23 protein-coding genes and 1 riboswitch are annotated in these 26,991 nt (G+C 50.9%); of the genes, 8 read left to right on the forward strand and 15 right to left on the reverse strand.

Annotated elements, in window-relative coordinates:
* The first annotated feature begins 9 nt into the window (after nucleotides 1-9).
* The 3 genes from gcvPA to IJ22_RS14975 all read left to right on the forward strand — a co-directional run bounded on the left by gcvPA (nucleotide 10) and on the right by IJ22_RS14975 (nucleotide 4,341).
* Nucleotides 10-1,362, forward strand: coding sequence for an aminomethyl-transferring glycine dehydrogenase subunit GcvPA (gene gcvPA, locus IJ22_RS14965; protein WP_054819593.1), 1,353 nt, complete (start codon nucleotides 10-12; stop codon nucleotides 1,360-1,362).
* Nucleotides 1,359-2,864, forward strand: coding sequence for an aminomethyl-transferring glycine dehydrogenase subunit GcvPB (gcvPB, locus tag IJ22_RS14970; protein ID WP_269465276.1), 1,506 nt, complete (start codon nucleotides 1,359-1,361; stop codon nucleotides 2,862-2,864). The genes gcvPA and gcvPB overlap by 4 nt, the downstream gene beginning before the upstream one ends.
* Nucleotides 2,865-3,384: 520 nt before the next feature.
* On the forward strand, nucleotides 3,385-4,341 hold the full coding sequence (locus IJ22_RS14975) for a cation diffusion facilitator family transporter (protein WP_054819606.1): 957 nt from the start codon (nucleotides 3,385-3,387) through the stop codon (nucleotides 4,339-4,341).
* Between the two features lie 244 nt (nucleotides 4,342-4,585).
* On the opposite strand, the gene sdhB is transcribed toward IJ22_RS14975, so the two are convergent.
* From sdhB to IJ22_RS14990, 3 genes are read right to left on the reverse strand one after another with little or no spacing between them, the layout of a single operon-like run.
* The gene (gene sdhB / locus IJ22_RS14980; protein WP_062409396.1) at nucleotides 4,586-5,353 is read right to left on the reverse strand and encodes a succinate dehydrogenase iron-sulfur subunit; all 768 of its coding nucleotides are present in this window, start codon (nucleotides 5,351-5,353) and stop codon (nucleotides 4,586-4,588) included.
* Nucleotides 5,354-5,355: 2 nt separating this feature from the next.
* On the reverse strand, nucleotides 5,356-7,116 hold the full coding sequence (sdhA, locus tag IJ22_RS14985; protein ID WP_062409397.1) for a succinate dehydrogenase flavoprotein subunit: 1,761 nt from the start codon (nucleotides 7,114-7,116) through the stop codon (nucleotides 5,356-5,358).
* Between the two features lie 15 nt (nucleotides 7,117-7,131).
* Nucleotides 7,132-7,788, reverse strand: coding sequence for a succinate dehydrogenase cytochrome b558 subunit (locus IJ22_RS14990; RefSeq protein WP_062409398.1), 657 nt, complete (start codon nucleotides 7,786-7,788; stop codon nucleotides 7,132-7,134).
* 267 nt (nucleotides 7,789-8,055) lie between these two features.
* Between IJ22_RS14990 and IJ22_RS14995 the strand changes: the two genes are divergently transcribed.
* Complete coding sequence (locus IJ22_RS14995; RefSeq protein WP_054819386.1) at nucleotides 8,056-8,964, forward strand: LysR family transcriptional regulator; 909 nt, start codon at nucleotides 8,056-8,058, stop codon at nucleotides 8,962-8,964.
* Nucleotides 8,965-9,000: 36 nt separating this feature from the next.
* Here IJ22_RS14995 and IJ22_RS15000 read toward each other — a convergent pair whose 3' ends face one another.
* The 3 genes from IJ22_RS15000 to IJ22_RS15010 form a co-directional block, all read right to left on the reverse strand.
* Complete coding sequence (locus IJ22_RS15000; protein ID WP_054819391.1) at nucleotides 9,001-10,332, reverse strand: TrkH family potassium uptake protein; 1,332 nt, start codon at nucleotides 10,330-10,332, stop codon at nucleotides 9,001-9,003.
* Nucleotides 10,333-10,405: 73 nt separating this feature from the next.
* On the reverse strand, nucleotides 10,406-11,068 hold the full coding sequence (locus IJ22_RS15005; protein ID WP_062409399.1) for a potassium channel family protein: 663 nt from the start codon (nucleotides 11,066-11,068) through the stop codon (nucleotides 10,406-10,408).
* Between the two features lie 13 nt (nucleotides 11,069-11,081).
* Entirely contained in the window at nucleotides 11,082-12,434 is a 1,353-nt protein-coding gene (locus IJ22_RS15010) for a TrkH family potassium uptake protein (RefSeq protein WP_062409400.1), read from the reverse strand.
* Nucleotides 12,435-12,498: 64 nt separating this feature from the next.
* A riboswitch (cyclic di-AMP (ydaO/yuaA leader) is annotated at nucleotides 12,499-12,637 on the reverse strand.
* A 228-nt stretch (nucleotides 12,638-12,865) separates the two neighbouring features.
* Here IJ22_RS15010 and IJ22_RS15015 point away from each other — a divergent pair.
* Nucleotides 12,866-14,548 (forward strand): CPBP family intramembrane glutamic endopeptidase, encoded by a 1,683-nt coding sequence (locus IJ22_RS15015; protein ID WP_062409401.1) that lies wholly within the window; start codon nucleotides 12,866-12,868, stop codon nucleotides 14,546-14,548.
* Here the strand turns inward: IJ22_RS15015 and uvrC are convergent.
* A complete protein-coding gene (gene uvrC, locus IJ22_RS15020; protein WP_062409402.1) occupies nucleotides 14,460-16,451 on the reverse strand; it encodes an excinuclease ABC subunit UvrC in 1,992 nt (663 codons plus the stop codon). The two genes, IJ22_RS15015 and uvrC, sit on opposite strands and share 89 nt — an antisense overlap.
* Before the next feature lie 88 nt (nucleotides 16,452-16,539).
* On the reverse strand, nucleotides 16,540-16,857 hold the full coding sequence (trxA, locus tag IJ22_RS15025) for a thioredoxin (protein ID WP_054819385.1): 318 nt from the start codon (nucleotides 16,855-16,857) through the stop codon (nucleotides 16,540-16,542).
* A 183-nt stretch (nucleotides 16,858-17,040) separates the two neighbouring features.
* Between trxA and IJ22_RS26085 the strand changes: the two genes are divergently transcribed.
* Nucleotides 17,041-17,187, forward strand: a complete 147-nt coding sequence (locus tag IJ22_RS26085; protein ID WP_137670599.1) for a YqzM family protein — start codon at nucleotides 17,041-17,043, stop codon at nucleotides 17,185-17,187.
* 98 nt (nucleotides 17,188-17,285) lie between these two features.
* On the opposite strand, the gene dnaI is transcribed toward IJ22_RS26085, so the two are convergent.
* From dnaI to IJ22_RS15040, 3 genes are all read right to left on the reverse strand, one after another.
* The gene (gene dnaI, locus IJ22_RS15030; protein WP_062409403.1) at nucleotides 17,286-18,239 is read right to left on the reverse strand and encodes a primosomal protein DnaI; all 954 of its coding nucleotides are present in this window, start codon (nucleotides 18,237-18,239) and stop codon (nucleotides 17,286-17,288) included.
* A 46-nt stretch (nucleotides 18,240-18,285) separates the two neighbouring features.
* Nucleotides 18,286-19,791 carry a replication initiation and membrane attachment family protein gene (locus IJ22_RS15035; RefSeq protein WP_062409404.1) on the reverse strand — a complete coding sequence of 502 codons (1,506 nt, stop codon included), beginning with the start codon at nucleotides 19,789-19,791 and terminating at the stop codon, nucleotides 18,286-18,288.
* Nucleotides 19,792-20,163: 372 nt separating this feature from the next.
* Nucleotides 20,164-20,448, reverse strand: a complete 285-nt coding sequence (locus IJ22_RS15040; protein WP_054819389.1) for a YuiB family protein — start codon at nucleotides 20,446-20,448, stop codon at nucleotides 20,164-20,166.
* 229 nt (nucleotides 20,449-20,677) lie between these two features.
* Here IJ22_RS15040 and hemQ point away from each other — a divergent pair, with 229 nt between their 5' ends.
* Nucleotides 20,678-21,424, forward strand: coding sequence for a hydrogen peroxide-dependent heme synthase (gene hemQ, locus IJ22_RS15045; RefSeq protein WP_054819383.1), 747 nt, complete (start codon nucleotides 20,678-20,680; stop codon nucleotides 21,422-21,424).
* A gap of 85 nt (nucleotides 21,425-21,509) precedes the next feature.
* Here the strand turns inward: hemQ and IJ22_RS15050 are convergent, their stop codons facing one another.
* On the reverse strand, nucleotides 21,510-21,785 hold the full coding sequence (locus IJ22_RS15050; RefSeq protein ID WP_054819382.1) for a hypothetical protein: 276 nt from the start codon (nucleotides 21,783-21,785) through the stop codon (nucleotides 21,510-21,512).
* 3 nt (nucleotides 21,786-21,788) lie between these two features.
* A complete protein-coding gene (locus IJ22_RS15055; RefSeq protein WP_062409405.1) occupies nucleotides 21,789-22,979 on the reverse strand; it encodes an NAD(P)/FAD-dependent oxidoreductase in 1,191 nt (396 codons plus the stop codon).
* A gap of 405 nt (nucleotides 22,980-23,384) precedes the next feature.
* Between IJ22_RS15055 and IJ22_RS15060 the strand changes: the two genes are divergently transcribed.
* Nucleotides 23,385-24,371, forward strand: a complete 987-nt coding sequence (locus IJ22_RS15060; RefSeq protein ID WP_062409406.1) for an NAD(P)/FAD-dependent oxidoreductase — start codon at nucleotides 23,385-23,387, stop codon at nucleotides 24,369-24,371.
* 129 nt (nucleotides 24,372-24,500) lie between these two features.
* On the opposite strand, the gene sda is transcribed toward IJ22_RS15060, so the two are convergent.
* Together sda and thrS are read right to left on the reverse strand one after the other, a co-directional pair.
* A complete protein-coding gene (gene sda / locus IJ22_RS15065; protein WP_054819381.1) occupies nucleotides 24,501-24,656 on the reverse strand; it encodes a sporulation histidine kinase inhibitor Sda in 156 nt (51 codons plus the stop codon).
* Nucleotides 24,657-25,018: 362 nt separating this feature from the next.
* On the reverse strand, nucleotides 25,019-26,956 hold the full coding sequence (thrS, locus tag IJ22_RS15070; protein WP_062409407.1) for a threonine--tRNA ligase: 1,938 nt from the start codon (nucleotides 26,954-26,956) through the stop codon (nucleotides 25,019-25,021).
* Between the last annotated feature and the right edge of the window lie 35 nt (nucleotides 26,957-26,991).

Raw genomic sequence — 26,991 nt, forward strand, 5'->3', positions numbered from 1 at the left:
CTGAATAAGGTGAAGCATCGATACTTACCAATGACGGAGCAGGATCGGCAGGACATGATGGCCGAAATCGGCATCAAGTCGGTGGAGGAGCTGTTTGCCGACATCCCTGCCCCAGTCCGGTTTCAAGGAATCTTGAATGTCTCTTCCGCACTGAGTGAGCCTGAATTGCTCAAGCACACACGCCGATTAGTGGAGAAAAATGCGGATACCGATCGGTACACCAGCTTCTTGGGTGCCGGCATCTATGATCACCACATCCCCGCCGTCATTCAACACGTGATTTCCCGTTCCGAGTTTTACACCGCCTATACCCCCTATCAACCGGAAATCAGCCAAGGCGAGCTTCAGGCGATCTTTGAATTTCAGTCGTATATTTGCGAATTGACGGCGATGGCCGCGGCCAATGCAAGCATGTACGACGGCGCTACCGCTCTGGCGGAGGCCGGAAAGCTGGCCTGCGAAGCCACCAAACGAAAGCAGCTGGTCGTCTCGCGGGCGGTACACCCCGAATCCCGGCAAACCTTACGCACGGCGGCACGGGGGCTAGATCTGGATATCGTTGAAATCGACTATGCGGATGGTGTAACGGATCAGAAGCTGCTCGCCTCCCAAATCTCCGGTCAAACCGCAGCCGTAATCGTACAATCGCCCAATTTTTTCGGCTGTATCGAGGATTTACGAGCTATGGAGCCGCTCATTCATGCCGTAAACGGCTTGCTCGTAGTGTATACCAATCCGCTCTCACTCGGTTTGCTGGAGCCGCCAGGCGCTCTCGGCGCGGACATCGTGATAGGCGATGCGCAGCCGCTGGGCATTCCTGCGGCTCTTGGCGGACCTACCTGCGGCTTCTTCGCCGTCGGCTCACCGTGGCTCCGCAGGATGCCCGGCCGAATCGTCGGCCAAACGGTAGACCGGGACGGCAAACGCGGTTTTGTGCTCACGCTGCAGGCAAGGGAACAGCACATCCGCCGTGAAAAAGCAACCTCCAACATTTGCTCCAACCAGGCTCTCCTTGCTCTATGCGCTTCCGTTTACTTGTCGGTTATGGGTAAAGCCGGCTTACAGGAGGTGGCAGGCACGAACGTGCGGAAAGCACACTATGCGGTCGAAAGCTTCCGGCGGATCAAGGACGTCACCCTTGCTTTCAACAGCCCTTTTTTCAACGAGTTCGTACTTAAGTTACCCGAACAGGCCGACATCGGAAGGCTTAATGAAGCGCTGCTGTCCTTTGGATTTATCGGAGGCTATGATCTGGGATCGGCATACCCGGAATTAAAAAATCACCTCCTCATCGCCGTTACGGAACGAAGAACCCGGGAAGAGATCGAGGAATTTATCGACCGAATGGAGGCATCCCTGTGAGCAGCGAAAAATCCACTGAACGTATCGTAGAGGAAACAAGCAGCGTAAAGCACGATCAAGCCTTGATTTTCGAGATAAGCAGGCCCGGACGGATCGGGTACTCCCTACCCGAATGCGATGTGCCTCAGACCAGCATCGATGAACTAATTCCTTCCCGTCTGCTGCGAACAAAGCCCGCTCAGCTTCCCGAGGTCAGCGAGGTCGACGTCATTCGCCATTACACCGCTTTATCGCGCCGCAATTTCGGCATCGACAACGGATTTTATCCCTTAGGCTCCTGCACCATGAAATATAATCCGAAAATCAACGAGGATGTCGCCCGTTTTCCCGGTTTTTCCAAAATTCATCCGTACCAGCCCGAATCCTCCATCCAAGGCGCATTGGAGTTGTTGTATACGCTGCAGAATGATTTGACCGCCATCACCGGCATGGACCGGGTGACGCTGCAGCCCGCAGCCGGGGCACACGGCGAATGGACCGGACTCATGATGATTCGCGCCTATCACGAGAGCCGTGGCGAGCATCGGACGAAGGTCATTGTTCCGGACTCCTCCCACGGCACCAACCCTGCAAGCGCAACCGTCGCGGGGCTTGAGACCATCATCGTCAAATCCGACGCCAAGGGGCTGGTCGATCTGGAAGCGCTGCGCGCAGCGGTAGGTTCGGATACCGCCGCACTCATGCTGACCAACCCTAATACGCTCGGCTTGTTCGAGGAGCGGATCGTGGAAATTGCGGAAATCGTACACGAAGCCGGAGGCCTGTTGTATTACGATGGAGCCAATTCCAACGCGATTATGGGCATTACGCGCCCCGGAGATATGGGCTTTGATGTTGTTCATTTAAATCTTCATAAAACCATGAGCACCCCGCACGGCGGCGGAGGCCCGGGCGCAGGCCCGGTGGGCGTGAAGCAAAAGCTGGCCCCATTCCTGCCAGCACCGACCGTAGAACGCAAGGAAGACGGGACGTACTACTTCGACTATGACAAGCCAGAATCGATCGGCCGGGTCAAAGCCTTCTACGGCAATTTCGGGATTCTTGTACGGGCCTACACCTATATCCGCAGCTATGGTCCAGAGGGGCTTCGCGCCGTATCCGAATGCGCCGTGCTGAACGCCAACTACATGATGCGCAGGCTGGCGCCTTATTACGAGGTTCCGTATGAGCGCCTGTGCAAGCACGAATTTGTCATGTCCGGCAGAAATCTGAAAAAATTCGGCGTGCATACGTTAGATGTAGCCAAAAGACTGCTTGATTTCGGTTATCATCCCCCGACCATTTATTTTCCGCTGAATGTCGAAGAATGCATCATGATCGAGCCTACCGAAACCGAGAGCAAAGAAACACTCGATGCTTTTATCGATGCGATGATCCAGATCGCTCACGAGGCCGAGCATCATCCGGAGCTGCTGCTGAACGCCCCGCACACTACAGCCGTAAGAAGGCTGAACGAAACCCAGGCAGCCCGAAAGCCCGTACTGAATTGCACCTGCCGCTAATAGTCCGTTTCGAAACATAACGGGGTTACGCTGCAATAAAGCAAACTCGCCTAACCTGGCGGGTTTGTTTTTCTTCGATCCTATCGGCAAGCTTCTAATTGATTCTCATATTGCCGCGAAAAGTTGGCGAGTTATCGTCCTTCTGCATAATATATCCTATTTCATTTTAACTTTATCGGATTTGGACATATCTTTATTGTTCTAAGCCTTCAAGACAAAAAAAGAGACCCGCCAACGGGGCCGGGTCTTAAAGTGTATATATTAAAAAAGGGGGTCTTGTCACTAATCATACATCGTCAATATGTTAAACAAGTAACAGAAATATTTCATTTATGTAACAAGTTTGAAAGCGCTATATCGAAATTGAGAATAACTATCAAAATCATTGATAAAACTTCTCAATATGGAGATAATCCACCAAAATAGGCTAATAATCGGTCTCAATTAAAGTATTTGCCAAAATTCAACACTTGACGTATAATTCGGAGCACAGGGGTACATGAAAGGCGAGGTGAGAAGAATGTACGACTATCATCATTTACATCATGTCAAGGAGCAGTCCCGATCCAAGAGAACCCTGTGGATCACGCTGTTTTTGACTGGATTTTTTACCCTGGTGGAAATTATCGGAGGTCTGCTCTCCAATTCTCTTGCTCTGCTTTCCGATTCGGCTCACATGATATCCGACGTATTCGCACTCGGGCTCAGCATGTTTGCGATTCATTTGGCTACTCGGCCCCCGAATGCAAAGTTTACGTTCGGGTACCTGCGCTTTGAGATTATCGCCTCTTCGATCAACGGACTTACGCTTTGCGCCATCGCGGTCTGGATCTTTATCGAAGGCATCCGGCGCTTTATCCATCCGGAAGAGATCAACCTGAAGCTGATGCTGACCATTGCCTCCATCGGACTTGTTGTAAATATAATACTGACCTACGTATTAAGCCGCAGCGTGAAGGAAGAAGACAATTTAAACATCCAAAGCGCATTATGGCACTTTATCGGCGATTTGCTCAGCTCGGTCGGGGTTATCGTTTCCGCGATCCTCATTTATTTTACGGGCTTCCTATGGTTCGATCCGCTGATCAGTATGGTGATCGGGGGCATCATCTTTACAGGCGGTGCCAAAATCCTGAAAGAAGCCTACTATATTCTAATGGAGTCGGTGCCTGACCGCTTTCAGCTGGATGAGATACGGGAATCGATTGCTCAGGTAGAAGGTGTGGAGGATGTGCACGAAATGCATTTGTGGGCTATTTCCACCGACCATTATTCGCTGACTGCGCATGTGTTTATTGACAATAAGACCCAACCGTTTTGCATCATTCTCGCCATTAACGAGACGCTGAAGGAGAAATACGGCATTGAGCATTCCACTATTCAAATGGAGCATGCGGTCATTCATCCCCATGGAGAGTACGGCAAGGAATTTTTACGGCACAAGGACGAGATCGGCGGGACGGCGCTGCCAACCTGATCCGGGAAATAAAGCAAAACCCTCTTTCATCCATGCGATGGCAAGAGGGTTTTATGCTTTATCCGCTTTCGCTCCCGTAATCAGTATATGACGAGCCCTGGAACGCCTCCCTTCTCTTGAAGATCAGTCCCCGTCAATGTCATTCAAAACTACAAAACGATATAAAAACCGCCCCTGCCGGCCAAAGCCGACAAAGGCGGTGATATGCATTAGCCCGGATATATTCCGGACTTCATTTACAAAATTACATGCTGAGCCATTTTTTGAACAAATGCTTCGTCGTATCGAGGTTGATCGCTGCGATCGAAGTCGTGAGCGGGATGCCTTTCGGACAAGAGCGCACGCAGTTCTGCGAGTTTCCGCAGCCTTCGATGCCGCCGTCGGACATGAGTGCTTCCAGACGCTCGTGAGCATTCATCTCGCCAGTCGGATGCGCGTTAAACAAACGCACCTGCGAGATGGCCGCCGGGCCGATAAAGTCCGTTTTGTCGTTCACGTTCGGACAGGATTCCAGACATACACCGCAAGTCATGCATTTGGACAGCTCATAAGCCCATTGACGCTTAGCTTCGGCCATACGCGGACCGGGACCCAAATCGTATGTGCCGTCGATCGGAATCCAGGCTTTCACTCTCTTCAAAGCGGAGAACATACGCTCGCGATTGATCACCAGGTCACGAACAACCGGGAATGTCGTCATCGGTGCGATGCGGATCGGCTGTTCCAGCTTGTCTACCAGCGCTGTACAAGCCTGACGCGGTTTGCCGTTGATAACCATGGAGCAGGCTCCGCACACTTCCTCCAAACAGTTCGATTCCCAGCAGACCGGTGTCGTTTTTTCACCTTTGGCATTCACCGGATTACGCTGTACCTCCATCAAAGCGCTGATCACGTTCATGTTCGGGCGATAAGGAATTTCAAACTCCTCCGTGTATGGCGCACTTTCCGGTGAATCTTGACGGGTTATGATAAACTTGATCGTTTTGCTTGCAGTCGCGGTTGCTTCGGCCATGATTAATGACCTCCCTTCTTCTTGTCGGTCGTATAGTCACGTTTACGGGGCGGAATGAGTGATACGTCGACGTCCTCATACTCGATTTGCGGACCATCCGGCGTCCATTTCGCCTTCGTTGTTTTCAAAAATTTCTCGTCATTACGCTCCGGGAACTCCGGCTTGTAGTGTGCACCGCGGCTCTCGTCACGCAGCAAAGCGCCGAGCGTCATGGCATGCGCCAGTTCCAGCATGTTCCAAAGCTGACGGGTATAAGCCACACCCGGGTTGTTGAAGCGGGCGGAGTCGTTGATGTTGATGTTGCGGTAGCGCTGCTTCAGCTCGTTGATCTTGTCGATCGTTTCCTGCAGCTGCTTGTTGTAGCGAACCACCGTCATGTTATTGGTCATCCATTCGCCGAGCTCTTTCCCAATCACGTAAGCATTTTCGGTGCCGTCCATCTTCAGGATGCTTTCGTATTTATCGGTATGAAGCTTCGTATAACGGTCGAATACCGAGGAAGAAATATCTTCCGCATGCTTATCCAGGCCTTTGATATATTCGATCGCTTTCGGACCGGCAACCATACCGCCGTAGATAGCGGACAGCAGTGAGTTCGCGCCCAAACGGTTCGCGCCGTGGTACTGGTACTCGCATTCGCCTGCGGCGAACAAGCCCGGAATGTTTGTCATTTGGTTATAATCTACCCACATACCGCCCATCGAATAGTGAACGGCCGGGAAAATTTTCATCGGAATTTTGCGCGGGTCATCGCCCATAAACTTCTCATAGATCTCGATGATCCCGCCAAGCTTGACATCCAGCTCTTTCGGATCCTTGTGGGATAGGTCAAGATAAACCATGTTCTCGCCGTTGATGCCCAGCTTCATGTCCACGCACACGCTGAAAATTTCCCGCGTAGCGATATCACGGGGCACCAGGTTGCCGTAAGCAGGATATTTCTCCTCAAGGAAGTACCAAGGCTTGCCGTCTTTATATGTCCATACCCGTCCGCCTTCACCGCGTGCCGATTCGGACATCAGACGAAGCTTGTCGTCGCCCGGAATGGCTGTCGGGTGGATCTGGATGAATTCGCCGTTAGCGTAATAAACGCCCTGCTGGTACACCGCACTCGCCGCCGTACCCGTATTGATAACGGAGTTGGTCGATTTACCGAAGATGATCCCGGGACCGCCTGTCGCCAAAATAACCGCATCCGAACGGAATGTTTTCACTTCCATGCTGCGCAGGTCCTGGCCGACAATACCTCGGCATACGCCGTCATCGTCAAGCACCGCACCAAGGAACTCCCAATGCTCGTATTTCTGAACCAGACCGGCAGTTTCCCAACGGCGCACTTGCTCATCCAGCGCATACAGCAGCTGTTGACCCGTTGTCGCTCCAGCAAATGCCGTACGATGGTGCTTTGTTCCCCCGAAACGCCGGAAATCGAGCAGACCCTCAGGTGTACGGTTGAACATCACCCCCATCCGGTCCATCAAATGGATGATGCCGGGCGCCGCTTCACACATCGCTTTAACAGGCGGCTGGTTCGCGAGGAAGTCTCCTCCGTATACCGTATCGTCAAAATGTTCCCACGGAGAGTCGCCTTCTCCTTTTGTATTAACCGCTCCGTTGATACCACCCTGGGCGCATACGGAGTGGGAGCGCTTGACAGGAACAAGGGAGAACAAGTCTACGTGAACTCCAGCCTCGGCCGCTTTGATGGTGGCCATCAAGCCCGCCAGACCTCCACCGACTACAATGATTTTTGAATTCGCCATGATCGTCCGCCCTCCTTAACCTTTTGCCATTTGAGGCACTTGCTGGAATGATGGGTCCATAAATGCCGTCAACGACAAGATAAACATGATGGACATGATAACAAAAACGCCCATCCAGACATAAGTAGATACTCGCTGTGCGCGCGGACCTATGGTAATACCCCAGCTGACAAGGAAAGACCACATTCCGTTGCTGAAGTGGAATACGGCTGCAATCACACCGATCACGTAGAGCACGAAGTAGACGGGATTGACTACAATACCGTGCATGTGGACGCCGATCTCACCTTGGTCAACCGTTCCGATAGCAATCTGAAAGCGAGTTTGGAAAAAGTGCCATGCCACGAAAATAAACGTGATTACGCCGGTCACACGCTGCAGAAAAAACATCTGGTTGCGGAAATACCCGTAGTTAGACACGTTGTTGCGTGCTGTATATGCTACATACAGACCGTAGATGGCATGGTATGCCAGCGGAATCCAGATCCCGAAAATCTCCAGGAACAGGACCAGCGGCAGCGAATGCAGCCAATGCACTTGCTCCATAAAGCCCGTGTGTCCACCGCTGAACGCTTTGTAGTTCGTCAGCAGGTGCTCGATCAGGAAGAAACCGACCGGGATGACACCCAGCAATGAATGAAGCTTTCGAGAATAATACGAGTTCTTAAACATTAGTAATTCGTTCCCCCCTTAAGGTCAAGGCTTGTCACTATTTCGTCAAAACCATCTTTCATTGTACTCCCGCATACTTAGAGCGTCAACAGAAAACGCTACAACTATTTTCCATGAATCGACATGCTTTTATGCAGAATACGCCGAAAAATGTGAACGGGAAGTGACATATACCATACTACTCTTGAATCGCTTATAATGGAAGTGCGGATTTTTTATATATCGTTATAACAATACTGCATATGTAAAAAGGAGACGGTTCTTATTATGGAACTCATTGATGTTTTCGCTGCCGTCGTCGAGCAGCAAAGCTTGAATAAAGCCTCTCAACTGCTGAATATTTCACAGCCTGCCTTATCGCGCAAAATCATGCGGCTGGAGGAGGAGCTCGGTGTCCAGCTGTTCAAGCGCATAGGCAAGCGTCTTGAGCTGACCCGGGCCGGTGAGATTACCTATGAATATGCTCTCGATCAGCAGCGGCTGGAACGCAAGCTGCATGAAACGCTGCAAACCTTCAAAACGGGTGTGCAGCCTGCCAGCATGATCATTGGAGCAAGCTTGACTACGCTGCAGTCTACGCTTCCGGACCTGATTACGATGTATATGAGGGAATACCCGAACACCGATATTAAAGCGATCACCGGCAAAACCCATGAAATCGTGCCGCTGGTTAAAGACAGAAAAGTGGACATCGGACTCGTCGCTTCCAAAATCGATGATCCGTCCCTCACCTGTGTTCCCTTGTTCGACGACCACCTGTGCCTTGTTTTGCCGGACGGTCATTCTTATACCGGCAAGACGGAGCTCAAGATTCACGATCTTCACGGGCTGCCGATGATCCTGTTCTCGCGAGGCACCTGGTACCGTGTCCTGATGGACGAGATCTTCCAACGCTATGCCGTCCATCCCGACGTCAAGATGGAAATCGATTCGTTCGAAGCCATCACGCGTCTGGTTTCCACCTGTAATGCGGGCACCTTGCTTCCCGAATCCTATCTCCGCCGTAATTTAATGGAAGACAACCAATTGACCGTACGTTATATACCGGAGCTGAAGCAAACCAAAAGAACGACCTCTCTGCTGTATACAGATGATGCCGTTCTCCAGACTTCCATCGGTCTTTTCATTGATCAGGCGGTGCGTCATTATCAACAGGCCAGGACGGTGGGCGTTTAGCCTTTTGGGGTTCACTTGCCCCTTGAGCCAAGCGCCTCAGCCGATGGTGATTTTACCTTCAGGGTAACGGTACAGCTCCTTATCCGTTTTCTTTCCAAGCGCGTAGGCCAAAGTCATCGGTCCAAGCCGCCCGGTGAACATCGTCAGAGCGATAACGACTTTACCGAATTCGGTGAGCTGGGGGGTTAGGCCCATGCTTAATCCCACGGTGCCGAAAGCGGAGGTCACTTCGAACAGGATAACCAAAAAGGCGTGATCCTCCGTCGTAGAGAGCAGCATCGTTATGAAAACGACCATAAAGATCGCGAACATGGTCAGTGTGATCGCTTTGAGAATCCGGTCCTTTCCGAGCCGGTAGCGAAACATGACAATGTCTTCCTTTCCCCGAACCATCGCAACCAGCGCCCCGACCAGGATGGCGAAGGTCGTCGTTTTGATTCCGCCGCCCGCCGAACCTGGAGAAGCGCCGATAAACATAAGAATAATGAGAAAAAATTGCGAAGCTTGTCTCATCTGGGAGACGTCCACCGTGGTAACCCCTGCGGAACGGGGGGTCACGGAATGCAGCAGCGAAGCCAGCAGTTTACCGGAACCGTTTAATGCTCCGAACGTTTTGTGATTCGTAAATTCAAAGATCAGCAGAATCACAAAGCCGATAACGGTGAGTGCCCCTGTAGTGCTCAGTACGACTTTTGAGTGAAGCGAGAGCTTTCGGGTTTTATGATATTCCAGCAGATCCGCAATGACAATAAAGCCGATTCCGCCAAGCACGATCAGAATGATCGCCACCAAATTGACAATCCAATCGTAAGCCAGATGAGACATGCTGCCGAATGGCTTATGGATCGCGCCGAATAAATCGAAACCTGCATTATTAAAGAATGAAATGGCATGGAAAATGCCGTAATAAATCGCCTGGCCGGGTTCCATCTCGAACGACCAACGGACCGAAAAAATCACCGCCGCTGCAAACTCAATCGTTAAAGAATATAAAAGAACCTTGCGTATTAACCGGACGATCCCTTCCATGCTGCCCTGATTCATTGCCGTCTGCAGCACCAGACGTTCTTTGAGCGAAATCTTCCGCTTGAACACAAGAGCGATCAAAGCGGCCATCGTCATGAAGCCGAGTCCGCCAATCTGAATCAGCAGGATAAGGACAAGCTGCCCGAACGCGGAAAAATACGTGCCTGTATCCACCAGCACGAGTCCCGTTACGCATGTCGCTGAAGTAGCTGTAAATAAAGCGTCCAGGAAGGGCATGGACTCCCCGCTGACCGTTGCAATCGGCAGTGAAAGCAAGACTGCGCCAATCATAATAATCAAAGTGAAGCCATATACCAAAATTTGCGGCGGTGACAGCCTCATAATCAATCCAGGTTTCAAGCCTTGGCACGTCCTTTCCGTCTCCCGGGAGCATCAAATCTGCTCCGTCCGCCTGCTAGCGGATGACTTCATTCTCGAATGTTTCGATCTGTTCGTTTGTTCCAATCACGACCATAACGTCGCGCTCTTCGAAAGTATCTTCCGCTGTAGGCGCAATGATGACACCGTTCTTTCTATTGATCGCCACGACACTGCATCCGTAACGCGCCCTGGGATCAAGCTCCTTCAGCGTCCGTCCGGCAAGCCTTTTGGGTACGGCCAGCTCCGCAATGGTGTAGTCATTGGACAGTTCAATATAATCAAGCAAATTGGGAGAAACGAGTTGATGCGCTACGCGTATCCCCATATCCCGTTCGGGATAAATGACCCGGTCAACCCCGATTTTGTTCAGCACTTTGCCGTGAAGCTCGGACAGCGCTTTGGCTACGACCGTTTTGACCCCAATGTCCTTTAATAGAATCGCAGTAAGAATGCTCGCTTGAATATCGTTGCCGATCGCCACCACCACGCAATCGAAATTCCGGATGCCCAGCGATCGGATCACCTCTTCTTCCGTCGAGTCCGCTACCACCACGTGCGTCAGCTTGTCGCTCATCTCCTCCACCGCTTCTTCGTCCACATCGATGCCAAGCACCTCATAGCCCAGTTTCAGAAGCTCCTCGGCAAGACTTGAACCGAATCGTCCTAATCCAATGACTGCGTATTGAGTGTTTTTCATCCATTCGTTTCCCCTAACCAATCGTAATTTTGCCTTCCGGATATCTGTACAATTCCTTCTCCGCCTTCGGACCCAGTGCATAAGCCAATGTCAGCGGACCCAGACGTCCGGTAAACATAGTAAACGCGATAAGGATCTTGCCGAGATCCGACAAATCCGGTGTTAACCCCATCGACAAGCCAACCGTGCCAAAGGCCGATGTCACTTCAAACAAAATCATCAGGAACGCATGATCCTCCGTTGTAGAAAGAATCATCGTGATCGTGACGACCAGCGCCAAAGCGACCATCGTAATCGTAACGGCCTTCAGAATCCTTTCTTTGCCTAACCGGTGACGGAAGAGTACAATGTCTTCCTTCCCGCGGACCATCGCGATCATCGCGCCAACCAGCGTGGTAAAGGTCGTCGTTTTGATCCCTCCGCCTGTAGAGCCGGGAGAAGCACCGATGAACATCAGAATGATGATAAAAAACTGCGTCGCCTGCCTAAGCCCGGCAATATCAAGCGTATTGGCTCCAGCTGTCCGCGGTGTAACGGATTGAAACAGTGAGGCGAGTATTTTGCCGGACCAGTCGAGCGGTCCAAGCGTTCTGGAATTCGTAAATTCGAAGATAAATATAATCAACGCCCCGATTCCGATCAAAAAACCGGTAGCGCTTAGCACCACTTTGGTATGAAGCGTCAGCTTTTGGTTCCTTCTATAATCCATGAGGTCCGACAGAACGACGAAACCGATTCCACCCAAAATGATGAGTCCCATCGAAACCGCGTTGATCACCGGATCAGCTGCATAAGCCGTCAAGCTGCTGAATTTTCCCGTTACCGGCCCGAAAATATCGAAACCGGCATTGTTGAAGAAGGAGACGGCATGAAAAATACCATAATAAGCCGCTTTGCCGGGACCCAAATCAACCGACCATCGAACAGCGAAAATAACGGCAGCCGTAAACTCAATCGTGAGCGAATAAATCATCACCTTACGGATTAACCGCACAATGCCTTCAAGACTGTTCTGGTTCAGTGCTTCTTGCAAAATAAGCTTTTCTTTAAGTGAGATGCGCTTTTTCAGGGCAAATGCGAATAAGGTAGCCATGGTCATAAACCCGAGCCCGCCGACCTGGATCAATAGCATGATAACCATCTGGCCGAACAGGGTAAAATAAGTGCCCGTATCCACAACGACAAGTCCGGTTACACAGGCTGCCGATGTCGCCGTGAATAAAGCATCCAGGAAACGCATCGGTACACCGCTGGCCGAGGCCGCGGGAAGCGACAACAGCATGGAGCCGATCAAGATCATAACAGCAAAACCGATGACCAAAATTTGCGGAGGCGTGAGCTCGACTTTCCTGGCAATGGTTTTCATGAATGCACCCCTATTTGACGTTTCAGGCAACAAAAAAGACACTGGAAACCCAATGTCAATTTAAGGTTCCTGTAATTCAAGCCTACGAGGTTAGCTGTCGGATTCGGATGTACAGGCACCCTATCAGCGGATTGTATCCGCTGAATTCACCCCTAAACTCATGGTTCCCCCGTTTTCCTTTAGAAATTCGGCTCGCTATTCAATTGATATGAATTATAATCCTCTTTTCATTGAAGTACAAAGCCTTGTTTCACCTGAATGCACCGGATTTCGCAAAATTACGACATATGTAAGCGTTTTTATAGGTGTGGCGCTTCGCTTTGCTGAATATTGCCTCACGTAGCTCTTGTTATCATTGGATTTGCTTATGGAATGTATGCTACCTTAAAAGAATAGACTGTTATTATCCCATATCTGCTAAGGAGCATTTCATGCCGAAACGACGATTCGAACCTCCACTGCTGCTTCTGGCCGTCCTTGGCCTGATGCTGTACCTGGGCGTTACGTTTGCCTCCGCCTATTTGGACAAGACTCGCCTCCCTAAAGACGATGCCGAAGACCTTCCCGTCGTTACAAAGCAGCAAGCGGCGAATGCTGCGATGAGCTTTGTCCGCAACCGCTTTGCGATAGGACCAGGCGCACAAGCCCATACCTTGTACCAATCTTACCCGGTAAGAAACGGCTATTTGCTAAAGGAGCAGCTGTACGATCAATACAAGAAAAAATATGAAGGACGATTTCCCCTCGAATATTTTGAGGTGGAGATTAACGACATCGAAAAGGGCGCAACGTACTATGTGGCGGTGAATTATAAAACCTTGGCCATATTCGGATTCTCGATGAGCCGGACCGCAACCGCCAGAAGCGAATCCGTAAGCTCTCCGGATGCCGGCCTCCTGAAGACGGCGAATACCGCCATTCGGGAGATGGGCTATGACCCCGCGGAATTTGCATTGACGGGCGAATCCGGGCGGGCCGGGAACGGAAGTCTCATCTTCCGTAGCAAGACGGAGCGAATAGGCGAAGCCCCGCTGGAGCTTCACCTGAAAGTGTCCGGCAGCCGGGTCACTGCGTTTGTGCCGGTATTTACGGTTCCGGATGCGTTCATGGCCTGGCAGGAAGCGCAGGATCGCCGTTCCGCTTTAATGACGCGGATCAGTATCGGAATCTCGCTTGTGATGACACTCGCGGCGCTGATCCTAGTTGTGCGGCGGCGGCGTGACATCCGCTATGCGCGCGGTGCGCTGCTCACGTTTTTCTTCGTGGCGATTTATATCGTCAACAATTTTAATATGATCCCTGCGTTCCGAACGATGCACGGAAGCGGACCTTCCTGGCCAGTAGCCCTGTTTTACTTATGGTTCACCAATATTGTTGTCGGACTGATGGCCCTTTCGACGTATTTGGCCTTGAGTGCGGGGCGGCGGCTCTGGCTCGACCGCGGATGGAATCCCTGGCCGGTTTGGCGGGACTCTGTATTCGGAGGCGAGGTATGGAAAGCGGCGGTACGAGGTTATTTCATTTGCTTGTTCATTTTGGGCCTGCAGCAAACCATGTTTTTTATCGGTACCGAAGTGTTCGGCGTATGGACGGTCAGCGACCCGGCCGACTCCGTATACAACATGACCTATCCCGGTCTATTTCCGTTGATGGCCTGGGTGGCCTCCATCTCCGAAGAGGCGGTGTACCGGCTGTTGGGCATCGCCCTCATGCTGAAGCTGACACGCAGCCGTTTCCTGGCCGTACTGCTGCCGAGCGTCATTTGGGCGATGAGCCATACCCAATACCCTATTTACCCGGTGTACACCCGATTGGTCGAGGTGACGGTCATCGGATTGATATTCGGTTATGTATTCTTGAAATATGGCTTGCTTACCGCTCTGTTCACCCATGCGTCCATGAACAGCATCCTGATGGGGCTCTCGATCATGTTCGTCGGAGAGCCCGAACAGGTCGCTATCGGCGCGGCTTATTTGGCGGCGCCATTGGCTATCGGCCGGGTGCTGTCTCTGCTGCACGCCGGATTCAATCGACGGCCCCCGTCGTTTCCCCCGCCGAATCCTTCGCCGGATCCGAATCCGCACCCTGGCTCCGGCCGTTTAACGCCGTTATGATTTGCTCCGCCAGCTTTGGACCGATACCAAGAGGCTTAAAGTCTTCAGGCTTGGCCTCTTTTATTTTTTTCAGGGAACCGAAATGCCTCAGCAGCGCTTTCCGCCGTTTCTCCCCAACGCCGGGCACGGCATCCAGCTGGGAAACGACCATCGACTTGGCCCTCGTTTCCCTGTGGAAGGTGATCGCGAATCGGTGCACTTCGTCCTGGATGCGCTGAAGCAAATAAAATTCCTGGCTGTCGCGCGGCAGGGGCACAACCTCGGCCGGATCGCCCATAAGCAGCTGCGCGGTTTTGTGCTTGGCGTCTTTTACCAAACCGCAAACGGGTATAAAGAGTCCGAGCTCGTTCTCAAGCACGTCCACCGCAGCAGCGATATGCCCCTTTCCGCCGTCAATGACAACGAGATCCGGCAGCGGCAGACCTTCCTTCAGCACCCGTTCATAGCGGCGCCTTACTACCTCGCGCATCGTTTCATAGTCGTCCGGTCCCTTTACCGTGCGTATTTTGTACTTGCGGTATTCCTTACGGTCCGGCTTGCCGTCCGTAAATACAACCATCGCCGATACGGGGTCCGAGCCTTGAATGTTGGAGTTATCGAACGCCTCGATGCGCCGTACGACGCCCGTGCCCAAATAGCGGCCTAGGTTCTCCACCGCCTTGACCGTACGCTCCTCATCCCGTTCAATCAAACGGAATTTTTCTTCAAGCGCAACCCGGGCATTCTCGCAAGCCATATCCACCATATTCTTCTTCAGGCCCCGGCGCGGAATATGCACCTTTACCCTCAGCCAGCTTTCAAGCGCCTCCTTGATTTCGACTTTGGCCGCCACTTCATGTTCTTCCGATTCAGCATCGGAGAAGCCGGCCTTATGCTCCGCTTTCCCGGCAGGATCGCCTGCTTCTTCCTGCTTCTGCCCCGCTCCCCACGCCGGCAGGAAGACTTCCTTCGGCAGCGCCGGATTCTCGCTGTAGTACTGCGTCACGAAAGTGAGGAAGTCTTCATCCGCCTCGCCATAATATGGAAAGAGAGAGGCGTGGCGTTCGATCAGCTTGCCTTGGCGCATGTACAGGATTTGCACACACATCCAGCCTTTGTCTACGGCAAACCCGAATATGTCCCGGTCCACGGTATCCGTTGTCGTAATTTTCTGCTTTTCCATCACGGCATCGATTTGCAGAATATGATCACGGAGTTCCTTTGCCCGCTCGAAGTTCAGCTCCTCTGCAGCTTCGTTCATTTTACGAGTCAGCTCCGCCTTGATGGCATGATGTCCGCCGTTTAAGAAACGGCTGATCTCTTGGACCATCTTGTCATACGTATCCTGCTCCACCTCATATTCGCAGGGGGCGATACATTGGCCAAGATGGTAATACAAGCATACCCGGTCCGGAAGCGTCTTGCATTTGCGCAGCGGGTACAACCGGTCCAGCAGCTTCTTCGTCTCCTGTGCCGCAAAGGCGTTCGGGTAGGGTCCGAAATATTTGGCTTTATCCTTCAGTACCCGGCGGGTCACCTCAAGCCGCGGATGCTTTTCATTCGTAATTTTAATATATGGAAACGATTTGTCGTCCTTAAGCAGAACGTTATATCGCGGAAAATACGTTTTAATCAGGTTGGCCTCAAGAATGAGCGCCTCCACATTGCTGGCCGTAACAATGTATTCGAAGTCGACGACCTCATTGACCATCAACTGCGTCTTCACGGTATGACTGCCGGTAAAATAGGATCGCAGCCGGTTGCGCAGCACTTTTGCTTTGCCGACATAAATGACGGTGCCCTCCCGGTTTTTCATCAAATAACAGCCGGGCTGCTCCGGTACGAGCGACAGCTTGTTTTTGATGGCTTCCAGCGTCTTCTTCCGTTCCTGTAGGTGATGGGCTCCCCCTTCGTGCTCGGTCATCTGCGCTCCTCCTTTCCATAACAAAAAGCTCTTTTTCCAGCATAGCAGAAAAAGAGCTTTTTCGTCACCTTACTCGCCTGCTGCCAATTTATTGATAGCGGCTCAGTACGTTTTTCAGGGCATCCTTGGACTGGAAGCCGACAACCTTGTCCACCGGCTGTCCGTCCTTGAACACAATCAGCGTAGGAATACTCATAACGCCAAAACGGGAAGCGGACTCCGGATTGTCATCCACGTTCACCTTGGCGATTTTTACACTGTCGCCGATTTCTTTATCCAGCTCCTCAAGTACAGGAGCGATCATTTTGCAAGGACCGCACCAAGGAGCCCAGAAGTCTACTAGAACCGTACCGGATCCTTCTACTTCATTAGTAAAGGATTGGTCAGTAACATTTACGATTGCCATATTTTATATATTCTCCTTTCGGTTTGGTATGCCAACATGTAAAGTATACCACATCACGGCCCTTTTTCAACCGCGCTAAAGTTTGCATAATTGTCACTTTCACGTTCTTTACAATTCCTTCGAAAGTTGGGTATACTGTCTTTATATATGCACCCCGGCTAATTGCCGAAGGAGGAAAGGGACATGAACGATCCGAAACATCCGGAGCTGCACGTATACGAAGAAGGACGCGACGATTTGATGGATACGGCCATGGGCTTTGGCGTATTCTTTATCGTTCTTATCGGAATCGCGGTAGTGGCTACCGTTGTCTCCGTTTTGGTGAAGTAATTTCTCATTAGACAAGTTAGTTTTCCCAAAGCCAAAAGCCCTTCTCGACGTCTGCATGACGCGAGAAGGGCTTTTTTACCTTTTTTATAAGCGGCCGCTTATTGCAAGCCCCGTTTATTCGTTCCATTCACCATGACCACGTCGACAAAATGCCGGATGCGATCCATGATTCTCTGCCCCTTGTACTCCTCGTCTCCATCCTTACTGGTGAAGCTGAAATGCTTCTCCAAAGAGGTTAAATCCAGATTAGAGGTAAAGAACGTCGGCTTGCGGTTCATCCGGTAATTGAGAATCGCTCCCATCACATGGTCGCGCAGCCACGGATTCAGGTTCTCCGCGCCGATGTCGTCAAATACCAGCAGATCCGTTTCCTTGAGCACATCAATCGTTTCCTTCAGCTTCAGCGGTTCCTGGAACATCGACTTCAAATCCTCGGCAAAATCCGGCATGTACACAATGGCTCCCGTATATCCGTCTTTGGCCAGCTCATAAAGCAGGTAACACATTAAGAAGGTTTTTCCTGTTCCGAACGCCCCTGCCAGGTAAAGCCCCTTCGGTTGCAGCCCGTTTTCCCGCACCTGGAAAATATAATCCATCACCTGCCCGACAGCTTCTTCACGATCGGGGTCCTTGCCCAAAATCTCCAATGACGAATAACCTTCCGACAGCGCCCGCTCATCTACATAGAAGCTGCGAATGCGGCTGCGTACCGCCTCTTGCGTTGACCTTGCGATAAACTTTTTGCAGGCCACCTTCTGATCGTGGATGCGGATCCGATCTTCCGCCGCCTCCACCGTCAGTATCGAGTAATGACCTTCAAAATCGTTCGGACAGCGGTCCAGGCCCGGACAATTGGAACAGTTGTTATATTCCGTCACATATTGGTGCAGCTTATTTAAATTCAGCTTCATCGTCTGAAGATCAAGCTCCGGATATTTTTGTCTCAGCTTCACGATGAGCGGGTCCTTTGCCACCTGCTGTAACTTTTCATCCGCCTGTTTTAACAACTGTCGTCCCTGCATGCCGCGCAGCAACTCTCCTAACGATTCCACCGGCTTCACCTCCCCATGGTTTCCGATTCATTGACCGGACTAAAGCCTACCGCTGTCCGTCCAGCTGCTGAGCTTTTCTGCGGAGCGTCTCACGTTCAGCTTCCGTTAACCGTTTGACGTTAGGCGCATCCTTGACGATCGGGATAACCGGCTTCTGGCGCCCTCCTGCCCGGCTTCCCCTTGCCGCTGCAGCGCCCCTGCCTCTTGGGCTTTGCGCATCGCGAGACGCTTTCTTGTCCGTATATTTCATCTGCTCGCGTATGTATTGCACCGCTTGTTCGAACGAGTTCACCTGTTTCCCCAGCATATCCGTCACGCTGAATTCAATGGATGCCCTTGACCAGGATCGTTTATTTACATAGATATAATGAATGAGCACATTGATGACTTCTTCACGCAAGCCGTAATTCAAATCGACCTTTGCCAGCGTATCGAGCAAACCGTCCGGTACCGAACCCTTCGAAAAAATTTTCTCCAGCAGGAACGTATAGGGCTCATTACGCAAAATGTAATTATACTGATGCTGGTTGCATTCGCCTTGAAAAATATCGGGCACGTCCAGATAATATTCCATTTCGACGATGTTGTCCCCCGATTCCGGGCCTTCGCTGCCGCGGTTCAATTCACCCTGCCTGTCGGTCAATTTGGCCAGCAAACGGGTACGGTCGTCGCTTCGTTTCTTATCCGCCCGGAAGATCTGATTCGCTTTATGCTGAAGCAGTTCCAGCACCACCCGGCCCTCTTCATCAAACACGCCATCCTCATCCAGTAAGCGGCAGACGTCCGTCAGGTGTAAATTATACTTTTTGGCCACAAAATTAATGGTTGCCATTTGCTCTGTTTCGTATTTGAGCCTCTCCACGTACTCCCGGTTTATGGATTCGCGCGGGAAATGCATGATGATGTCGGCATATTGATAGCCCTTGTACGTGACTTCCGGCTTCCCTTCCGCAGGTTCAGACGCGGCGGATTCGAAGAAAGCCTGCTCCAGCTCATAATCGACCACCTGTGTGTTGAGCCGGAACAGCTCGTAGAAGGGCACGGATAAATTCTCCGTATTGGCATTCTTCAGTTCGTCAGGCTCCGGCCGCACCAGCTCGTCCCGAAGCGCAAAGACCGCATACTTGCCGACCTTATCCCGCAGCAGCAGCGTCAAATGCTGGTTGCGGAAAAATTCCGCCGGCGTATGGGGCGCATACAGCGTATATTCATATACATAGTCCTCCGAAGCCGCCGCAAACCGGCGGGAGGTTTTCAGAAGCCCTACCGCCTCGAGACGCGAGGTCTGTTCAATAAAGAGCTTTCTGCCCCGCTCTCCCGCCTCCAGCTCCAGCGCCAAGAACAGCTTGCGCTGCTGCTCCACCTCGGAGCAGCCTGTTTTGTCGGCCGGCAGCTGCTGAAACAGCGTATGGTATATGCTCAGGGCATACGCCCCGACCATAGGCTGGTAGACGGCGGTCAGCATCTTGTAATCCAGGCTGCTCAGCGCGAAATCCCGTACGACATAGAAACGGTGATATTCGGAAAAATGCAGCAAATTCGTTATTCGCATTCGTTCAAAGCTCCATCCGTGTTGCGAGTCTTACTCTCCATTTTACCACAGGAATCGACAACATGTGTAGATGAAAAAGAAGGCTCTGCTCTGGATGGCGTGGCTGAAGTGCCAGGGTGGCTGCCGGCGTTCCGCTGCGAGCTCGTGTTACCAGCCTCCGGCCGCTCTTGAAATCAGGTTCTTCTTATTATTAACTTACGTAGCAGTTAGAACCCGATTTCAAAGGCGGCACGTAAACTCTCCGGCAGTTACACGGCTCTCCGCTTCACACCAAACCACCTTAAAAAACGTAAGCCCCGCCAAAATGGCAGGGCCTTGAGGGGGGATAAGCAGGAAAATCAAAGCGACAAAATATCAGAAACATCAAGGAGTTTAAAACATTTTGTAGCCTTTTTGCCGAAGAGATTTGATCGTGGAGCCGCTGACGATGGCGCCGGCTAATCCGCCGATCGCAGGTATATAATCGACAATCGAGTACTCTGCAAGGTTCGCGCCAAGCGAACCGGTACCCCATTCCCAATAAATGACCAACCCGATGACCAGTACGATATATCCGTAAATGGGAAACCATGTCGTTTTCATCAGCATGTTTAGTATAAAACCGAGTCCGAAGAAAAGCACGAACAACAGCATCGTAACGATAATTAATTGAAGCAATCCGGACAACCCCTTTCTTTTCGCACACAACGCAGGCTTTTCCATTCTATTTTATAATAAACAGGAGTGCCCGGTAAAGTGAACGGTGACTGAACAGAGAATTTGGACACAAATCGTTCGCTGTTTTGTCACGGTCTGTCATTTGCCCTTTATTACCGATTTCGTTACAATGAAACAAGCAACCTCAAAATTATATCATAAATGTTCCAATATAAAGGAGTTGTATATCATGAGTGAAGCCGTTTCTACATTGGAAGGCTGGTACTGCCTGCACGATTTCCGCGCCATCGACTGGAATGCCTGGAAGAGCCTGACGGACCAGGAGAGAGCCCGCGCAGAGGATGAGCTGTACACCTTGCTGCGCCAGTACCAGAATACGGAAGACCAAAAGCAGGGAAGCACCGCTTTTTACTCCATCGTCGGACAAAAAGCCGATTTTGTGTTCATGCACCTGCGCGAAACGCTCGAAGAGCTGAACGAGCTTGAAACCGCGTTTAACAAAACGTTATTCGCTCAAGTTACAATACCGACCTATTCCTATGTTTCAATTGTAGAACTTGGCGGCTACATGGCCAAACCCGGATCGGACCCGATGCAGGATCCCGAAATTCTCGCCCGTTTGAAACCGATCCTTCCAAAAGCAAAACATATCTGCTTCTACCCGATGAACAAGCGCCGTGAAGGCAATGACAACTGGTATATGCTGTCTACCGAAGAGCGCCGCAACTTTATGCGGAACCATGGCATGATCGGCCGTAATTATGCAGGCAAAATCAAGCAAATTATCTGCGGCTCTATCGGTTTGGACGATTGGGAATGGGGAGTTACCCTGTTTGCGGATGACGCGCTTCAATTCAAGAAGATCGTCTATGAAATGCGTTTTGACGAAACGAGCGCACGCTTCGGCGAGTTCGGCGAATTTTATGTCGGAAATCTGCTGGATAAAGACAAAATGGAAGCGATGCTGAAGCTATAGGCCCGGCATTCCTGAATACAGCCGACAAAAAACCTTATCGCGCACGGTTCCTAACTCATACCGGGCTGCGATAAGGTTATATTGGTCAATCTTCATCATCGTCCGCTGTCAAACGCGCCAGTTCTTTTTCAAGCTCTTTACGGCGAAGGTATTCTTCCGTATCCCGGTCGCGCTGCCGCGACTTCTCTTTCAGCCGCTCGATGGCGGGAAGAATCAAAATATCGATTTCCTTCTGTACCGTATGAACCAGATCATAGCGCTCTTGCGATTCCAAATAATGGCCGACGTCCATCAGCGCATTGTACCGGTCAAGCTCATCCCGCGTCAGAAGTCCCCGAACTTGAACGCTGCAGTGTCTCACGATTTAAAACTTTCCTTTCCTAATGACCAGCGGAATTCCGCCGATGATGTACAGGTAACGCAAATCGATGATTTTCTTCATGATGGCGGCGATTCCGCCTTTAATTTTCTTTGAACCGACAATCCCGATCGCTTCGCCGCGGCCGAGGGACGCCACTGTACCTTTAGGTTTGTATTCAAATTTCTTCAGCTCGGAGCCGCGGATTTGAGCAACCAGATTGCTTGCGCACACTTCGGCCTGTTGCATCGAAATTTGCGCCGTTGGCGGATACGGACGGCCTTCCGGATTCATTACAATGGAGCAATCACCCAGGACGTACACATGGTCGTAGCCTGGCGCACGAAGCGTCTCATCCACTTTAATGCGGCCGCGCATCGTTTCGAAACCAGCTTCATCCAGCAGGTGATTACCGCGGATACCGCCGGTCCAAATGACCGTGGAGGACTTGATTTCCTCGCCCGTTGCCAGCACGACGCCTTCCGGCGTGCATTCTTTGATCGCTGTAGCGATTTTGAACGTCACACCTTTTTTCTGCAGAACTTCCATCGCGTACTCGACCAGCTCCGGATCAAAGCCCGGCAGTGCAGTCGGCGCCGCTTCAACGTTATAAATTTTAACAAGGGAAGGATCCACGTCGAATTCCTTGCACAGCTGAGGTATGCGGTCAGCCAGCTCGCCGACAAATTCGATCCCCGTAAACCCTGCTCCGCCGATGACAAAAGTCAAGTAATCGGTACGGGAAGGTTCACGCTTGAACTTGGCGAACTGGTATTCGATATGCTCGCGAATGAGGCGCACGCTGTTGATCGAGCGAATGTTCATTGCATATTCCTTCAAACCCGGAATCCCGAACGTTTCCGGTTCGCCGCCTAGACCGATGACCAAATAGTCGTACGAGAGCGTTCCTTCTTCAAGAATGACCTTCTTCTCCTGCGGACGAATCTGAACGACCGTGGATTTCACAAAGTCAATTTTAAACTCATCGATGAGCTTCAAAATATTCACTCTTGCATTCTCGGGATTGTCCGTCCCTGCGGCCGGCATGTGCAGATGAGTTGTGATGTAATGGTAATCATGCTTGTTTACCAATGTGACATCCGCCTCATTATAATTCAACTCTTTTTGTAAGCGAATAGCCGTTACAATGCCTCCATACCCTGCGCCTAAAATGACTATTCTCGGAATTCGACTCATGGCTTTATCCCTTCCATCCCGCATTTGCGTTGTATATGTCTATCATAGCGCTTGTGAAAAAATACACAAGTTATACCGAAAATAGCTTCCATCCTTACTTTTTCCGTCGGAAAATGAAAGTATGAACGTTTAAAGCATACGTAGTACAACAGTTTTAACCAATTCACAAAAATAATATAATTTTATGACTTAAATAGCAAGCCCTATTTTGGATAAAATAGTAGGAAAATCAGCAGAATAATGGGGCATACGCCAGTAAGACACGCAAAAAATGTCGAAAGCTATACAAAAACTTTATCGGGCTAATCAATTAAATCACTCATTGAAAAGGGGATTTTTTATTTTCATACTACTGGACGTACGTTTATAATAAAAAGGATTGAATTTCGGAGGTGTTATTTTTTCATGAGTAACCAAATCAGCGACGTGATTATTGTCGGCGGTGGCCCTGCAGGTATGTTCGCCGCTTTTTATGGAGGAATGCGGCAGGCTTCCGTAAAATTGATTGAAAGTATGCCGCAGCTTGGAGGACAATTGGCCGCGCTCTATCCGGAGAAATATATTTATGATGTGGCCGGATTTCCCAAAGTGACGGCACAAGAGCTGGTCAACAATCTGTATACCCAAATGAAGCATTTTCCGATCGAAGTATGCCTGGAAGAAAAAGTGCTGAAGGTGGAGAAAAAAGACGAGCGGCTGTTCGAAGTGACTACGGACAAAGGAACCCATCATTCCAAAGCGGTCATCATTACCGGGGGCGTCGGCGCGTTTGAACCGAGAAGACTGGAACTTCCGGAAGCGGCACAATACGAAAAGAAAAACCTGCATTATTTCGTAAGCGATCTTAACCGGTTTAAAGGACAAAAGGTGCTCATTAGCGGCGGCGGAGATTCCGCTGTAGACTGGGCGCTGATGCTGGAGCCTATCGCCGAGAAGGTGACCTTGGTTCACCGCCGCGATAAATTCCGCGCCCATGAGCACAGTGTAGAAAACCTGATGAAGTCCAAGGTCGAAGTGGTTACTCCAACGGAAATCACCGCCCTGCACGGAAACAGCCAGATCGAAAAAGTCACGCTCAAGCACATCAAAACAGGTGAAGAAACCGTTGTAGATGTGGATGCTGTTATTATTAATTATGGTTTCGTCTCCACTCTCGGTCCGATCGCGGAATGGGGACTTGAGATCGACAACGGCTCGATCGTCGTCGATTCCCGGATGGAAACGAACATTCCCGGCATTTTCGCTGCCGGCGACATCACCACTTACCCTGGCAAGCTGAAATTGATCGCCGTCGGTTTCGGCGAAGCGCCAACGGCGATCAACAACGCCAAAGTATATATCGATCCTTCAGCCAAGCTTTCCCCGGGTCACAGCTCGAACATGAAGCTCTAAGCACGGGTTTACATTTAGGCTCTACAAAAAACGGACTCCACGGTCCGTTTTTATTTTGGGTATTTTCTGTTTTTTATACTCCATTGCAGCCCGTCTCTTAAATCACCTGAAAAAGAAAAAAAAGCCCGGTCAGCTGACCTGGGCTTCACCCGCTCTGTAGTAATCTAGGTTGATTTGCCTGTGTCTAATTTCATCCAACAACAACGCAACAAATTCATCCTCTAACTGCAACTCAATAGCTTTGAAATAGGACTCGACCAACATCTCATCACTGATAAGTTTCATAATAACTATCACCTTATTCTGTAATCTACCATCATATTAGCATGCGGTTAATATTAGAACAAGCGTTCTGTTATCCACAAAATCATGTGAACAACCTGTGTGTATCATGTTAATAACCTTCTAATAACTGTTATTTATGCGGTGGGTAATGTGGACAAAGTTATACACAGCCGCTTATTCGATCTTGTCGATAAAAAAGAATAATTGGAAAACATATAAACAATCTGATTTAATAAATTTTTCCTTTCATGCCAAGACTACCCTTTTTTCGCAAAAAACCGCCAGGCTTATCCGCCTGACGGTCCCGCTATTTACAAGTGCAGATTTTCCAATTCAATAAGCGTTAGAAGAAGGAGATTTGTTTACACTTGCTTTGAACGGATGTCTTCTTCGATCATCGCAATGACGCTCTCCAGGCTTTGAGCGCCCAAATCGCCTTGTCCCCGCTTGCGTACCGACACGCTGCCCGATTGGACCTCGTTCTCGCCGACTACAAGCATGTAGGGGATTTTTTCCAATTGCGCTTCACGAATTTTGTAGCCGAGCTTCTCGTTCCGCAAATCGGCCTCCACACGAATACCTGCGAGCTTCAGCTTCTCTTCCACTTCCTTGGCATAAGCCTCGAAATTGCCGGATACCGGAAGGACTTTCGCCTGCACCGGACACAGCCAGGTCGGCAATGCGCCTGCAAAATTCTCAAGCAGGAAGGCCGTCATGCGCTCCATCGTCGAAATAATGCCGCGGTGAATAACAACCGGACGGTGCTTCTGGCCATCGGCGCCGACGTACTCCAGCTGGAAACGCTCCGGCAGCAGGAAGTCGAGCTGGGCAGTAGACAGCGTCTCTTCCTTCTTAAGAGCGGTTTTGATCTGCACGTCAAGCTTCGGACCGTAGAAGGCCGCCTCGCCCTCTGCTTCAAAGAACGGAAGGCCCAGCTCCTCCACAACCTCACGCAGCATGCGCTGCGACATCTCCCACATCTCGTCGTTTTGGAAATACTTCTCCGTATCCTTAGGATCGCGGTAAGACAAGCGGAACCGGTATTCCTTAATCCCAAAATCCTCATATACCTGACGAATCAGGTTCACAACACGGGCAAACTCCTCTTTAATCTGATCCGGACGGCAGAAAATATGTGCATCGTTCAGTGTCATCGCCCGGACACGGTGAAGACCGGTCAGCGCTCCGGACATTTCATAACGATGCATCGTACCCAGCTCGGCGATCCGTACAGGCAAATCGCGATAGCTGCGCATGTCACTTTTGTACACCATCATATGGTGCGGACAGTTCATGGGACGCAGCACCAGTTCTTCGTTATCCATCGTCATCTTGGGGAACATGTCCTCACTGTAGTGCTCCCAATGGCCGCTCGTTTTGTAAAGCTCGACGTTAGCGAGCACTGGTGTGTAGACGTGCTGATACCCCAACCGTTCCTCCAAATCGACGATGTAGCGCTCCATCGTGCGGCGCAATTTTGCCCCGTGCGGAAGCCACAGAGGCAGTCCTTGTCCGACCTCGCTGGAGAAAGTGAACATTTTCAGCTCTTTGCCCAGCTTGCGGTGATCGCGTTTTTTGGCTTCCTCCAGCAGATGCAGATGCTCGTCCAGCTCCGCTTTTTTCGGGAAAGCCGTACCGTAAATGCGCTGCAGCATTTTGTTTTTGGAGTCGCCTCTCCAGTAAGCGCCCGCTACGCTCAGCAGCTTGAACGCTTTGATCCGTCCGGTGGAAGGAAGATGAGGGCCGCGGCATAGATCGAAGAACTCGCCCTGATCGTAAATCGTAATTACGGAGTCCTCCGGCAGATCACGGATCAGTTCGAGCTTCAAAGGATCCTCCAGCTCGGTGAAGATGCGAACCGCTTCTTCCCGGCTCACTTCGCGGCGGCGAATCGGCAAATTCTCCTGAGTGATCCGCTCCATTTCCTTTTCGATCTTCCCAAGATCCTCCGGCGTCAGCGAGGTCTCCATATCGATATCATAGTAGAAGCCGTCCTCGATGACCGGGCCGATCCCGAGCTTGACGTTCTTCTCGCCGTACAGGCGTTTGATCGCCTGCGCCATCAAGTGCGCCGTACTGTGACGGTATACTTCCAGTCCTTCCTCGCTGTCCAGGGTCACGATTTGAAGCGCGGCATCCGCTTCAATCGGCGTATTCAAATCCACCAGCTTGCCATTGATTTTGCCCACCACAGCGTTCTTTTTCAAGCCCGGGCTGATCGAGCCCGCAACGTCCTCTACCGTGGTCCCCCGTTCAAACTCCCTTACTGCGCCATCCGGAAAACTTACTTTTACTGCCATACTCCTGTACCTCCGATTCTAAGTCCCTTTTCAAA

The organism is Paenibacillus naphthalenovorans (assembly GCF_001465255.1).
Taxonomy (GTDB): domain Bacteria; phylum Bacillota; class Bacilli; order Paenibacillales; family NBRC-103111; genus Paenibacillus_G; species Paenibacillus_G naphthalenovorans.